Origin of the sequence: Leifsonia sp. Root227, assembly GCF_001428745.1 — a bacterium.
GTDB lineage: Bacteria > Actinomycetota > Actinomycetes > Actinomycetales > Microbacteriaceae > Leifsonia.
This window is the reverse complement of sequence record NZ_LMIO01000004.1, coordinates 517,139-530,984: the sequence shown is the minus strand read 5'-3', so window position 1 is coordinate 530,984 and position 13,846 is coordinate 517,139. Positions and strand designations below refer to the sequence as shown.

The window sequence follows — 13,846 nt, the reverse complement described above, 5'->3', positions numbered from 1 at the left end:
CTACATCAAAACTTGACACCCCGCAAGGGTGCCAGCACAATTCAGCTATGAGTCAGAGCCCAGGGAGCCGGCCGGTCTACAGCATGGCGGTCGCTGCCGAACTCCTCGGCCTGCCCGCGGCGACACTGCGCCTCTACGAGCGCAAAGGCCTCCTGACTCCCGCTCGCACGGAGGGCGGCACCAGACGGTACAGCGCCGACGACATCGAGAGGATGCGGCGCGTCTCCGAGCTGCAGGACGACGGCGTCAACCTGGCCGGCATCGGCAGAGTCCTCGCCCTCGAAGGCGAGAACGCGCAGCTTCGCCAGGAGGCCGCCGACCGCGAGCGCCACCGTGCCGGAGACGACGCGCCCCGCTAGGCGGCCGGCTCCGCCGCATCGATCAGTTCACGAACCAGGCCCTCGTAGCCGAGGCCGGTCGCGGCGTACATCAGGGGCACCTGTGACTGCTCGGTGAAACCGGGGGTGGTGTTCACCTCGTTGAGGACCACACCGGTCTCGGTGACGAAGAAGTCGAAGCGCGCGACGCCCGCGCAGCCGAGCGCATCGTAGAGCGCGCGCGCCGCGCTCTCGACGCCCGCGTGCTCGTCTGGGCAGAGTCGCGCCGGGACCGTGAACGACGCAGTGCCGTCGTACTTCTGCTCGCGGTCGAAGACACCGCCGTCGGCCACACCGATCTCAAGGGCTGCTCCCGCACGAAGCACGCCGGCGCGATCCCGGAACAGGGCGATGTCGACCTCCCGACCGGTGACGAACGACTCGACGAGCGCCGTGTCGCCCGAGCCGCACGCGAGCTCGATCGCCGCGGCCAGCTCGCCGGGGTGCCTCACCACGGTGACGCCGTTGCTCGACCCTCCGGAGGTCGGCTTCACGACAAACGGCGGGACCGCATCCATCGAGGACGCGTCCGCCGCGCTGCGCACCAGAACCCCGGGAGTGGTGCGGACACGCACGGCCTGCGCGACGAGCTTCGTCACCCACTTGTCCATCCCGATGGCTCCTGCCCGCACGGGCGAGCCGACGAAGGGCACGCCGATCATGGTCAGCAGACCGGCCGCGGCGCCGTCCTCCCCATTCACACCGTGCAGCACGGGGAACGCGACATCGCAGGACACCACGAGTGCGACAGCTTCCGCAGACGGCAGCGGCCCGCCATCGCCGTGGTGCCATCGACCTGAGCGGTCGATGGTCAGCGCGACCACATCCATCCCGTTGGCCTCCACCGCGCGGGTGACGGCTGCTGCGGAGGCGAGCGAGACCTCGTGCTCGTCGTTCGCACCGCCGCCGATCACCGCGACCCGGCGCGCACGCACCTCACGCACGGACCGCTCCCCGCTGCCCCCGGTACGCACCTGTCGTCCGATGGATGCGCGCCACCCGCGTGCCGATCCTGGTCACGATCTCGTGTTCGATCGTCCCCGACCAGAGCGCCCACTCCGCGACGGTCGGCTCACCGTCGCCGCCAGGGCCGAACACCAGCACTGGCTCGCCGGGAGCGACCGCGTCGTCGCCCGTGTCCGCGACGACCATGTCCATCGAGAACCGCCCGACGAGGGGGCGGCGGCGGCCCCGCACGAACACATCCGCCCGCTCGGACGCTCCTCGCGGGAGCCCGTCGCCGTAGCCGATCGGGAGCAGCGCGAGGTGGGTGCGCCGGTCGGCGATGTGGTCCAGGCCGTAGCCGATGCCCGTGCCGGGCGCGACCTCGCGCGCGGCGACGACGTGAGTGGTCAGGGACAGCGCCGGCCGCAGCTCCGCCGAGGTGCCGGACGGATCGATGCCGAACAGCCCGGCGCCGATGCGGTGCATCCCGAAGCCCGCGCCGACGCCTGTCAGGGTGGCGGCCGTCGCGGCGAGATGGGTGACGGTGGGGGCCAGACCTCGCCGCAGAGCGGTGCGCACGGCGTTGGCGAAGACGAGCCGTTCGCGCTGGTTCTGAGGATGCTCGGGCTGGTCGGCGCAGGACATGTGCCCCATCACACCGACGACGCGGATCCAGCCCAGATGCTCGAACTCGCGCGCGATCCCGCACAGCGCCGCCCACTCGCCGGCCGGCGCGCCGTCGCGCGCCATGCCGACGTCGATGTGCAGATGAACTCTGGCTCGCCGCCCGGCCCCCGCGGCCGTCCGCGCGACGGCCTGCAGCAGAGCGGCACTCGGCACCGCGAGGTCGATGTCGGCGAGCACGGCCGCCTCGAAATCGGCGTCGACGGGGTTCAGCCAGCTCAGGATGGGGGCGCTGATCCCGTCCACGCGGAGCGCGATCGCTTCGTCGATGGACGTGACGCCGATCGACGTCGCCCCGGCCTCGAGGACCGAGCGCGCGATCGCACCGTGCCCGAACGCATCCGCCTTGAGCACCGCCATCACCCGCCGGCCGGTGATCGACACGAAATACGCGGTGTTCGCCCTGATCGCCTCGTCGTGGACGACCAGCTCGGAGGTCCAGGCCATCAGCAGGCGACCGGCTGCGCGACGCTGCGGCGCTCGTTTACGATTCCCATGCGATCAGCGTCGCTCAATTCGGAGCGCGGGGAGTCATCCGGACTGTTGAAGCCGATCATCCCCTGGATCGAGATCGGGGGGGCTGTCAACCGGCAGGCGCTACTCGGCGAAGACGCGCGTCGCCACCAGGATCGCGGACATCGCCTCCGGCCAGGTCATTCGGGAACCCGCTCGCCTCTCACGAGTGGTTCGAGCGCACCCCAGAGCTCGTCGGCGATAGGCGTCTCCAGCAACTCCAGCGTCTGATCGATGCGTGAGGGTCGTGACATCCCTACAATGGTCGACGCCACGCGAGGATCACGGGTAGAGAACTGGAGGGCAGCCGCGGCGAGCGGGACGCCGGCATCGTCGCAGAGCTGTTTCATGGCCCGCACCCTCGCCAACAGCTGCTCATCCGCAGTCTCGTATCGGTAGCGGGTTGTGGTCTCTGGCCCCGTGGCAAGCATCCCCCCACCGAATGGAGCGGCATTCACGAACGCGACACCTCGTTCGGCAGCGTCATCCATGAGAGACTCGGCGGTCTGGTCGACGAGCGTGTATCGGTTGTGACTGATGACGGCGTCGAAAGCGTCCGTGGCGAGGTAGCGCAGCTCCAGGTCGATCGGTCCGCCCGCCACACCGATGTAGTCGATGACACCCTGATCGCGCAGCTCAATGAGCGCCTCCAGTGGCCCCCCCTTGGCTACCCCCTCGTCAAAGGTGATCTTCTCCGGGTCGTGGAAGTACACCAGTTGCAGGCGGTCCAGGCCGAGCCGTTCCAGACTCTCCTCGACGGAGCGGCGCACACGGTCGCCGGAGAAGTCGGTGGAGCCGAGGAGCGGATCCACTTTGGTAGCGACCACGACGCCCTCAGGCATGCCTCCCCCGCGGTTCGCGAGCGCCTGGCCGATACGTCGTTCGCTGTCTCCGCCGTGACCATATTCGTTCGACGTGTCGATGAACGTGAACGGTCCACTCAGAGCGCGTGCGATGGTGGCGACGCCGGTCTCGGTGTCTACTTCGTAGCCGTACTGGTCGGGGTGGCTTCCGAGCGCACTCGTTCCGACGCAGACAGATGAAACGGTCAGGCCGGTTCGTCCGAGGGCGTTATAGGTCAACATTGATGATCTCCTTCGTGGTGCGGTGTTTTGATCTCTCGGGCGGACGCGCTATACCAACGCGGCCGACCAGGGTTGGGCTCGGGATATCAGTTGTGTCTCGCGGTCGGCCGACTCTGCGACGAGGAGGGAGAGATATCGGTCCTCACAGGCGTCCGCGAGTGAGTAGCCTGCCGGATGATCAGGGTTGGTGATATTGACGAGGCAGGTGGCGATCGCGATCTCCTCGTCGGAGAGGCCGCTTCCAGGGAACGGATTGCGGTACAGCGTCTGGCTGCACCAGGTCAACCGGTCGAGCCCCGTTCCTTCCAGGTTGCCGTCAAGACCGAGCTGACGACGCACGATGGGAGCGCTCATGATCTCACCGCCCGCCGTCCAGGTCACGTCCGACCCGACGACTTCGCCGTGGCTGCCGCGTACCGACACCTGGCGACGCCGCAGCGGGTTGAACCATTGCGTCTCCGTGAAGTCGTAGAGGGCGCTGCGGTCGCCGGTGCGGAGCACGGCGGTCACGTGCTCTCTCTGCGACACGGCAGGCAGCTCAGGCCAGCCCGACCGGTCCGGACCGTCGACCAACGGAACCGATGCACGAATGGCGGTCACGCTGGACCCCTCGCCCCCGACACCGGCCAGGCGACGCAGCAGCGCCGCCGCGTGGTATTCGTGCGTCCATGAGATCGAAGCCGAACTCACCTCCCCGAGCACCCCCTGGTCGATCAGGCGCTGCAGCGCGACGAAGACCGGCAGGTACGGATGCTGTTCGGCGACCATCACGAGTGGCGAGTCGCCGACGGCTTTCCACAGGTCCGCAAGCCCATCGAGCGTCGGCGCTGGCGGTGTCTCCGTGAGCACCGGAATTCGAAGCCTCACGAGGTCGGCGATGATCGGCGCCGCTGCGATCGGGGGAACGCTGACCACCATCGCATCCACCTGTGACCCGTTGACGAGGTCGGCCACCGCGCGAAAGGAGGGCACCCCCCATCGTTCCTCGACTCGACGACCCGCCTCGGCGGTGCGGGTCACTATGCCGACGCAGGTGAATCGGTCCGGAAGCGCAGCGGCAATGCGGAGATAGAAATCGGTGCGCCAGCCGTGACCGACGAGCCCGAACCGACGCGGCGCCGGCGGTACGCGTGATAGGGATCCTGCCTGCATGTCCTCGCCTCGCTCTTCTCGCCAACTCATCTGGCCACCGAGTGATCGCGTCGGTGGCCCGGGCGGGTGCGGCCAGCCAGAGCACCGCACCCGCCCTTCGTCACGCCTTCGTCACTTGGACGGCGGCGTGAGCACTCCGCGCTGGATGAGCTTCTCGATGTTGCTCCCGCGCCGCTTCGCCTCGCGCGCCAGCCAACCGGTGGTCGGAGGTGCGTCAAGGTACTGGTTGGCCTCGTAGATGGGCTGGTCGTAAATGGCCCGGTACTGCTCGGTGCGCAGATCCTTGAACCAGCTCGTCACGCCGTTGGACGTGCGCGACCGGCGAAGCGCCTCGATGTCGATGACGGAGCTCACGAATGAGTCGCCTGCGCCACTGCCGCTCTGCTTGACCACCACACGGCCCTTGTTGTCGACGATCATCGACTGGCCGCCGAAGAGGTCGAACAGAGTGCCGTCGTCATTGCGCTGCGGCCCGAGGTTCGGCGCCACCACGTAGACCTGGTTGAACATCGCGTGGGCGCGATTCTGCAGCTCCCACATGCCTGCTCCGACCTGGGGCTCGATCAGGGTGCCACGGATGATGATCTCTGCGCCGTTCATCGCAAGCCCTCGAGTGATCTCCGGGTATGCACCTTCGTGGCAGATGACGTAGCCGATGTTGCCGATCTCGGTCTTCGCCACCGGGAAAATGGCGTCGAGCACGTTGCCGTTTCCCTTCTTCTCGATCCACTCGTCCCAGATGTCGTGGGGGTTGGTGGTTCCGAGAGCCCCACCCTCGTATGCGTCGCTCGTCGCCTTGGCGCGCTTGTAGATCACTTCTCCTTGAGGGCTGATCAGGAAGGCGACGTTGAAGGAGTGGCCAGGGAAGTCGGGGTCTCGGACCAGATAGAGCTCGCCGGCGATGTAGGTGTTCAGCTCCTTGGCCTTCTGCCCGAGGATCTCGGTCTCCGGACCGGGGATCTCCATCGCGAACTCTTCGTGTGCATCCTTGTCGCCGGCCAGGAAGTGCGGCAGCATCCCCTGGATGGCCATCTCCGGCAATACAACGAGCTTGACCGGAGCCCCATCGGTCGAGGCGACCATGACGGCTGGATCCATGAAATCGCAGATCCGTTTGGTGTTCTCGATGGCGTCGGAGCGCTTCTTAATGGTGTGCACCGTGTTCGACAGTGCAACGATCGCGTACGGATCGACCATGATGTGGTTCCTCTTTCTTGTTGGTTTCGCCCGAGAGCGGTGTCGGTTCTGGCTGGTTTGTGACGTGCCCGTGAGACACGACGTTCGTGGAGGCGCTTCTCAGCGCCTGCCGAGGATGTGGTCGGCTGTGAGGTAAGCGAGCGCCTGGATGGTCTGCGTCGGGTTGTAACCGGAGAGGGTCGGGAACTGGCCGCCCCCGACCACGTAGAGTCCGCGGCACTCGTGCGACTCGCCGTACACGTCGACGACGGAGGTGGCGGGGTCCAGGCCCATCCGATGCGTCCCTACTTCGTGCGTCGAAAGGTGGTAGAGCGGAGGCGTCGGCTCTGACCAGAACTGCACGGCGCCCATTTCTTCTGCGATGTCCCGTTTGATCTTCTCGAAGTACCCGAGTGCCGCCCGGTCGTGTGTCGACCAGTCGTGCGTGATGCGCAGTGCCGGCTGACCGTACTGGTCGGTGACCGTCGGGTCCAGATCGACATAGTTTCGTACCGAGGGGAAGGTCGGGATCTGGTTGTGGATGCCGAATAGGCGCCGATAGTTCGCGCCGAACCACTCGATGAAGTCGGCGCCCCAGCGCTTGGAGCCTGGCGGCAGGTTGTGCGCGGCCTCGATCGGCTGCAGGTCGCCGGGGATACTGGTGATCACCGAGCCCCAGAGCACGCCATCATCGTTGTCCGGCATTCCGTCGCAGTTGAAGTCGTCGATGACGCTCGCCGCCACCAGCGGTGCCATGAACGGATTCGAGTTCTCAGGCAACACGGCCGTACACCAGCCGAAGCTGTGGGTCATGAAGTTGCGTCCGACCTGACCGTTCGCGTTGATATCCGACGCGAGGAGCAGCCGACTGTTCTCGAGTGCATAGCAGGCGATCACGACCAGATCGGAGTCGATGCGCCGCTCCAGACCGTTCTCGTCGAAATAGGAGACACCGAGGACCCGGCGTCCGCTGGCATCGCGCTCGATGCGGAACACCCGCGAGTTCGCGCGGATCTCAAGGTTGCCCGTGCTCAGTGCCGCCTCGACGGACGTGATGCGGCTGGACTGCTTTGCGTTCACGTGGCAGAGGAATCCGTGGCAGAAGCCGCAATACTCGCACCCCTTGAGCGACTTGTAGTCCTCGGAGGCCACGGCGGCCGGCTGCTGGAATGGGTGGTATCCGAGGCGTTCGGCCGCGGCAGCGAATCGATCGTCGGCCGGCGCGCGGCGGAGCGGCCTCATCGGGAAGCCGCGGGTGCGAGGCGACTCGAACGGGCTGCCGCCCTCTACGTGCTCGCCATTGATGTTGCCTGCGGCCCCAGAGACGCCGAGCTCCCATTCTGCCTTGTCGTAGTACGGCTCGAGATCGTCGTAGCCGATCGGCCAGTCCACCATCGTGGAGTCACTACCGAGCGCGTCCTCGCCAAACCGGTCGACGATGATCGACTTCATCCTGAAGTCGCTGTCACGGTGCCGCCATGATGCGCCGCCCCAGTGCAGGGTGCCGCCGCCCGGACCGATCGACGGTGGGAGGTGCAAGGGCTCACTGTTGCCGCGGACACCGGCAGCCCACGGGAGCAGCCGTGCCGTGCTGTTGTCGTCCGCTCGCCAGGTGACCGGGTCCGTGCTGAGCTGGGGGACCAGGCTCCCGCGTGAGTAGTACTTGACCTCGTCGTGCTTGAGTCGGAACTCCTCACTCGTGTGCATAGGGCCCTTGTCGAGGGCGACCACGCTCACGCCAGCCTTGGTCAACTGCTCGGCGATGATGCCGCCGGAAGCTCCGAGGCCGACGACGATCGCTTCTGCGCGCTCAACCATTGGTCACCTTCAATTCGTCTCTGAGGTCTTTCAAGGTCTTGATGACGATCACGCGGGAGTCGAACCCTTCTCGCATCTGCTCGGCGTTGTAGCCCCATTGCGCTCCAGGGAACCCGACCAGCTTCCAGCCCACTGTGTCGCGGTTGCCGCCGTACTGCGGATCGCAGAACATGCCCTGGATGCCGTGCTCCCAGATCACTCCGAAGAACGCTTCGAGCCGAGCACCGGCGTCTGGCCCGTCCGCAGAATGGGCAGCGTCGATCTGCTCAAGGACGCGGTCCTGGTCCTGCGCCGCGATCGCTGTGAACGGAGCGCCGAACAAAGCGTGACTCTCTCTGTCCAGGGCGTCGAGGCCGCTCACATAGAAGGCGTGGAGTTCCGCGCCCCCCTCTGCAACAGCGGCGACGACGTACTCGGGGACTCCCGCCGCTTCGGCACCCGGCCAGTTCTGCGTCGGAGGGAACATCCTCTGGCAGACGGCGGCGATGGTCTCGGCCTGAGACGGAGTGAACGTGTGCGTCACGAGTTGGTTCATCGTTCCTCCTTCGTCGCCGTGGCCGGAAGGGCGGCATACCGGCGTTGGAATACGAGCTTGCGGATGGCGTGTGGGAGACGACTGCCAGCTCCGCTGGTGAACAGCACAGCGAGCAGGATGACTGCGCCTTTCACGATGAGCTGCGGCTGTGCCTGAATGCCGAGCAGGTCCATGATGTTCAGGATCACAGCGATGATGAGACCGCCGATCACGGCGCTGACCGGATCGCCGGTGCCGCCGAACAGGGATGCGCCTCCGACGACTACGGCTGCGATGGCGTTCAACTCGTAGCCGTCGCCGATGATCGCACTGCCTTCCGTCAGCTGCGCGGCGATCATCACCCCCGCGAGGCCGGCGAGAAGCGACGACAGGAAATAGGCAGTGATCACATCGCGCTTGACCGGCAGACCCGACAAGCGCGCGGCCTCCGGGTTACCGCCCAGTGCGTAGAGCCTCCGGCCGTATCGGGTCTGCGCCATCATCAGCGCCGCGAGAACGGTGACGACGAGTGCGATGACGATCGGCGCGGGAAGCGGCCCGAAATCGCCGACGAACGCGTCGAGGAATCCCTGATTCGAGATCGGTACCTGGCGACCGGTCTGGAGCACGTAGGCCGCTCCGCGTGCCAGGCTCATCATCGCCAGGGTCACGATGAACGGTGTCACGCCCCCGTAGACGATCATCACGCCGTTGAATACCCCGATGAAGCCGGCGACAAGAAGCGCGACGATCAGTGCGATGGGCCACGGGACTCCCTGTTGGAGGGTGAGGCCCACGGCCACGGACGAGAGGGCAGCGACCGCACCGACCGACAGGTCGATGCCGCCGGTGACGATGACAAGATACTGGCCTACGGCGAGCACCGACACGACCGAGGCGGTGATCAGCACCGCGACGAGGTTGCGGGAGGTGAAGAAGTATGGCGAGACCGCGCTGCCGACGATGAGCACGATGGCTCCTACGACGAGGAGGTAGCCCTTTGATCCGAGGGAGGCCGCGAACTCCTTGACCGCGTCGCCGGGACGGCGGCGGGGTGCGGGCGAAGAAGGCAGGCGCTGTTGGGTGTTGGTGTTGGATGACACGATCTGACTCCGTTGTTCGTGTGCTGTTTCAGGCGAAGAACTTCATGACGGCGACTTCGCCGTCTCGTTCGATGGTGGGTCGATCGACCGTTGCGACGATGGTGCCGCGGCGTAGTACGGCAACGCGGTCGCACATCAGCGCCTCGTCGATCTCGGAGGTGATGATGATCGCGCTACCACCGCCCTCCACGAAGCCTCGGATCAGCTCGTAGATCTCGAGCTTTGCCCCGACGTCGACTCCGCGGGTTGGCTCCACGAAGATGAGGGTGCGCACGCCACTGACGAGCCATTTCGCGAGGGCGACCTTTTGCTGGTTGCCTCCGGACAAGGTCGCGACGGGCCGTCCGAGCGAGGGCGCCTTGATCGAGAGGGCTGTGCGCATTCGCTGGCCGGTGGCGGCCTCCTTGCGCTTGTCGATGACAGCGAGCCTGCTGAACTTCCCCAGCGCTGCAAGGGTGATATTCCTCGTGATCGACATCGGCAGGATGAGGCCCTGCGATTTGCGCTCTTCCGGCAGCAGCCCCAACCCGAGACGTACCGCGTTGGCCGGGCTGTGCAGCCTACCTACCTGCCGGCCTGAAACGGTGAATGAACGGGCCGCGTACTTCTGAGCACCGAACAGCGCAGCCGCCAGCTGGGTCTGCCCGCTCCCGGACAGCCCGGCGACACCGAGCACTTCTCCTCTGTGCAGCACCAGGTCGACATCGCTGAGGTTCGAGTCGTCGCTGAGGCCCTGCACCTCCAGGGCGACCTCGCCGTCGACCCTGCCCAGACCGAGCCTGGGGGTGTCGCTCGCGCCGAGCTGCAGGCGCTGTGAATCCTCCGGGTTCATGCTGCCGAGCATTGCCTGCAGAATCGCATCGTGGTTCTCCTCCTCGGCGACAAAACCGGCGACCCGTCTTCCGTCTCTGAAGACCGAGATGGTGTCGCAGATCTCGTACATCTCATCGAAGTGGTGCGAGATGAAGATGATGGCGATCCCGGAGGTGCGGAGCCGCCGAAGCAGCTCGAACAGCTTGGCCACGTCGTGCCGCGGCAGGGTCGCGGTCGGCTCGTCGAGGATGAGGACTCTCGCGTTGCGGCTGATCGCCTTGGCGATCTCGACCGCCTGCCGGTGTGCGATGGGCAGCGCCGACACAGGCTTCCGCACGTCGATGTCGAAGCCGAGGGCGAGCAGCTGCTGCCTGGCATCCCGCCGAAGCCGGCGCCAGGCGATGGATCCGGCTCTTGTGCGTGGCATGTCTCCCACGAAGATGTTCTCGGCGACCGAGAGGTACGGGATCAGGCTCAACTCCTGGTGGACTGTCATGATCTGCGCCCGCTGGGCGGCCTGGGGCGTCTCCAGCGAGACCTCCTCGCCATCGAGGCGGATGGTCCCGGTGTCCGGCCTCTCGACTCCCGAGAGGATGCGAACAAGGGTCGACTTGCCGGCCCCGTTCTGTCCGGCGATACCGTGAACCTCTCCCGGCATCACGGCGAGGTCGAGATCGATCAGGGCTCTCGTACCCGGATAGGACTTGCTGACACCGGTGATGGAGACCCGGGCGACGTCCTGGGCCGTCCCAGCGAACGCGATCATGACGTGTGGCTCCTTCCGCCTACTCGGTGCCCGCGAAGGCGATCTTGTCGTTGACGTACTTGGACGCGTTCTCGGGCGTCACAGCCAGCGGCGCCAGGATGCGCGTGGCCGGCGTTCCTTCGCATTCGCCCGTCTTCTTGCCCGTGATCGAGGCGATTGCCTCGTCGACGGAATAGGCCGCCTGGAGGGCCGGCCGGTTCAGTCCGTCGGCGACGACCGAGCTCGTGCCGTCCGCCATGCCCTTGATCACGTCCATCCCGCCGTCGAAACCGGCGATGGTCACCGCCGTCTTGCCGGACTGGTCCATGAGCCCGGAGCCCTTGAGCGCCTCGGTTACCGCGGGCATCACCACGTCTGTCTGATTGAAGATGACGTCGACGTTCGGGTTGCCTGCCAGCACATTCCTCATCGCGGTGAGCGTCTTATCGGGGAGTGCCTCGCCGTAGTTGTTCGGGATGCGTTTGGTCGTGACGCCGGGGTGATTCTTCATCTCCTTGTTCCAGCCGTCCATGAAGCCGTTCTCACGACTCTCGGTCACGAGCTCTTGCGGGAAGAGCGCCTGGATGTAGAGGTTGATCGTCGCGCTCTCGCCCTTCTTGGCGACGGCGCGCTTTGCGGCGATCTCGCCGACCAGTGCTGCCGTGGCCTTACCGTCGTCGTGCACGTTGCAGGCGACCTGCTTGGCCAGATCGCTGCTCACCTGATCGTTGACCACGATCACAGGCACCTTGGCACGCTTTGCGGCCTGGATGCCCGCGGCGACGTTGCGGTCACCGACAGGCTCGATGATGATCGCCTTCGCTCCCTTGTTGATGAACGTCTGCATCTGCTGGATCTGGGTTTGGGCGTCGCCTTGGGCGTCGACCGCTTCCAGGTCGTATCCCTTGGATTCCGCGGACGCTTTCGCACCATCCGCCAGTGTGCTCAGCCAGGAGTTCCCGGCGATGAATCGCATGGACAGACCGATCAGGGGCTTGTCGCCACCGGAAGCGGACTGACCGGCCCCTCCTCCGCTGCATGCTGTGGTGAGGACGAGCAGGCCGGCCGAAAGTCCGGCAAGCAACGTCCCGGATAAGGCGCGCTTCAAGTTCATTTCTTACTCCTTTGTGTGATCTGAACTGGCTGTTGACCTGGCTGTCTCGGTGCGTGCGACGCGCTAGATGTCTGGCGCGTCGCTGGTCCGGCAGGGAGCGGTGAGCTTCCTGCCGAAATCGATGTCCCCCGTGATGTCGATCGGAATGCTCGGAGCGCTGCTCGCCGAGAGCGTGCCAGGGAGTTGCACGGCTGAGGCCGCCCATCCCATCGCAGTCCGCAAAGCCTCCGGTCCTGCCCCGCCTGCGGCGACGAACCCAGCGAGGAGGGCATCACCGGCGCCGACTGCACTGACCACCTCGATTGCGGGGGCCGCGGCATGCCAGCGACCGCCATCGGCGACGAGTACAGCGCCGTCTGGTCCAATGCTGGCGAGCACTGCCCCTGCGCCGCGCTCACGCAGGCTCTCCGCAGCCATCACCACGTCTCCGAGCGACACGATGTCGCGCCCAGTGACGTCCGACAGCTCTGAGACGTTCGGCTTGATCAGATCGGGCCCGGCAGCGATCGCGCGGTCGAGGGGCTCGCCGGACGTGTCGATTGCGACACGTGCGCCGACCTCCTGGGCGCCTCGAACCAGACTCGGATAGATCGCTTCGACGGCGCCAGCAGGAAGCGTTCCGGATGCCACGAGCCAGTCGCCCTCGTCCAACCGGTTCAATACCGCCCTGACCAGCCGCGACGCTTCGTCGGGGCTGAGCGTCGGCCCCACCTCGTTGATCTTCGTCACGATGGCGTCCGGTTCGATGAGGCTGATGTTGCTGCGTACCTCCCCCGTGATCGGGACGCTGACATGCGGCACACCGAGAGCGTCGAGCAGCTGTACCACCTGGAACCCCGAGAAGCCGCCGACCGGCAGCACCGCCACGACATCTATGCCGTGCGCGTTCAACGCGACCGCCACGTTGACACCTTTGCCGCTCGGCTCGCTCGAGCTCACGGAGGCGCGGTTGACCGCTCCGCGCTTGAGGAAGTCGACGACGATGGTCCGATCGAGGCTGGGATTGGGCGCGACAGTGACGATCATGCCTGCTCCACCTCCACTCCGACGCCGCGCAACGCGGAAAGCTCGTGTTGGTCGATACCCGAGTCCGTGATCACCAGGTCGATGTCGCTGAGGTCGGCATGCTTGCACGTGCTGACCTGGCCGAACTTGCTGTGGTCGGCAAGCAGTATGCGCCGCCGCGCACTCGACAGCATCAGACGTTTGATCGCGGCTTCCGCAGGATCGGGCGTCGTCAGACCACGCTCGATCGACACGGCGTTCGCGCCGAGGAACGCCACGTCCACGTTGATCTCGGAGAGGGAGCGGGCCGCCCAGTCGTCGACCTCCGCCACCGTCAGCGGACGCACCCTCCCGCCCAGCGTCATCACGGTGAGAAGTGGCCGGTCGAGGAGGCTCAGCGCGATGCTGAGCGTGTTCGTGTATACCGTCAGCGCCCGATCCGACGGGAAGATGTCGGCGAGGCGGCCGGTGGTCGACCCGGCGTCGATGAGCACAGAGCCACCCGCCGGTAGGTGTGCAAGTGCGGCTTTGGCGATCCGCGTTTTCTCCTCCGAGAAGCCGACGCGTGAGGCGACCGGCGGCTCGTATGACAGCTGACCGACGGGGACGGCGCCGCCATGGACACGACGGAGCAGCCCCATCTGCTCAAGGGCCAGGAAGTCTTTGCGCACCGTTTCGGTGGTGACGTGAAGCTCCGCCGCGATGCTGCTCGCCGTCGCGCGACCCTCGGTGCGCAGCTTCGTGAGAATCAGCTCCCTACGCTGCTCCGGATACTGCACCGAATGCATCGGCTCTCGTCCTG

13 protein-coding genes are annotated in these 13,846 nt (G+C 66.2%); 1 reads left to right on the top strand and 12 read right to left on the bottom strand.

The genetic code is table 11. The features are described from left to right. Nucleotides 1–47 precede the first annotated feature (47 nt). Nucleotides 48–359, top strand: a complete 312-nt coding sequence (locus tag ASE16_RS17290; protein ID WP_055897980.1) for a MerR family transcriptional regulator — start codon at nt 48–50, stop codon at nt 357–359. Here ASE16_RS17290 and ASE16_RS17285 read toward each other — a convergent pair. The 12 genes from ASE16_RS17285 to ASE16_RS17230 form a co-directional block, all read right to left on the bottom strand. Further along, a complete protein-coding gene (locus ASE16_RS17285; protein ID WP_235500568.1) occupies nt 356–1,321 on the bottom strand; it encodes an ATP-grasp domain-containing protein in 966 nt (321 codons plus the stop codon). The two genes, ASE16_RS17290 and ASE16_RS17285, sit on opposite strands and share 4 nt — an antisense overlap. Beyond that, nucleotides 1,314–2,453, bottom strand: a complete 1,140-nt coding sequence (gene alr / locus ASE16_RS17280) for an alanine racemase (RefSeq protein ID WP_082581551.1) — start codon at nt 2,451–2,453, stop codon at nt 1,314–1,316. The genes ASE16_RS17285 and alr overlap by 8 nt, the downstream gene beginning before the upstream one ends. Before the next feature lie 206 nt (nt 2,454–2,659). Next, nucleotides 2,660–3,601: an aldo/keto reductase gene (locus ASE16_RS17275; RefSeq protein ID WP_414843042.1), complete on the bottom strand. Its 942-nt coding sequence runs from the start codon at nt 3,599–3,601 to the stop codon at nt 2,660–2,662. A gap of 51 nt (nt 3,602–3,652) precedes the next feature. Further along, complete coding sequence (locus ASE16_RS17270) at nt 3,653–4,756, bottom strand: Gfo/Idh/MocA family protein (RefSeq protein WP_162255990.1); 1,104 nt, start codon at nt 4,754–4,756, stop codon at nt 3,653–3,655. Between the two features lie 111 nt (nt 4,757–4,867). Further along, on the bottom strand, nt 4,868–5,953 hold the full coding sequence (locus ASE16_RS17265) for a nitrilase-related carbon-nitrogen hydrolase (protein WP_055897970.1): 1,086 nt from the start codon (nt 5,951–5,953) through the stop codon (nt 4,868–4,870). 99 nt (nt 5,954–6,052) lie between these two features. Beyond that, on the bottom strand, nt 6,053–7,750 hold the full coding sequence (locus ASE16_RS17260) for a GMC family oxidoreductase (protein WP_055897967.1): 1,698 nt from the start codon (nt 7,748–7,750) through the stop codon (nt 6,053–6,055). Continuing rightward, entirely contained in the window at nt 7,743–8,285 is a 543-nt protein-coding gene (locus ASE16_RS17255) for a gluconate 2-dehydrogenase subunit 3 family protein (RefSeq protein WP_055897965.1), read from the bottom strand. The genes ASE16_RS17260 and ASE16_RS17255 overlap by 8 nt, the downstream gene beginning before the upstream one ends. Beyond that, entirely contained in the window at nt 8,282–9,235 is a 954-nt protein-coding gene (locus ASE16_RS17250; protein ID WP_235500567.1) for an ABC transporter permease, read from the bottom strand. Before ASE16_RS17250 ends, ASE16_RS17255 begins: the two co-directional genes overlap by 4 nt. A 160-nt stretch (nt 9,236–9,395) precedes the next feature. After that, nucleotides 9,396–10,946 (bottom strand): sugar ABC transporter ATP-binding protein, encoded by a 1,551-nt coding sequence (locus ASE16_RS17245; RefSeq protein WP_055897959.1) that lies wholly within the window; start codon nt 10,944–10,946, stop codon nt 9,396–9,398. Between the two features lie 19 nt (nt 10,947–10,965). After that, complete coding sequence (locus ASE16_RS17240) at nt 10,966–12,039, bottom strand: sugar ABC transporter substrate-binding protein (protein WP_055897956.1); 1,074 nt, start codon at nt 12,037–12,039, stop codon at nt 10,966–10,968. A gap of 63 nt (nt 12,040–12,102) precedes the next feature. Continuing rightward, nucleotides 12,103–13,065 carry a 1-phosphofructokinase family hexose kinase gene (locus tag ASE16_RS17235; RefSeq protein ID WP_055897953.1) on the bottom strand — a complete coding sequence of 321 codons (963 nt, stop codon included), beginning with the start codon at nt 13,063–13,065 and terminating at the stop codon, nt 12,103–12,105. Beyond that, nucleotides 13,062–13,832 (bottom strand): DeoR/GlpR family DNA-binding transcription regulator, encoded by a 771-nt coding sequence (locus tag ASE16_RS17230; RefSeq protein ID WP_055898973.1) that lies wholly within the window; start codon nt 13,830–13,832, stop codon nt 13,062–13,064. The genes ASE16_RS17235 and ASE16_RS17230 overlap by 4 nt, the downstream gene beginning before the upstream one ends. Nucleotides 13,833–13,846 lie beyond the last annotated feature (14 nt).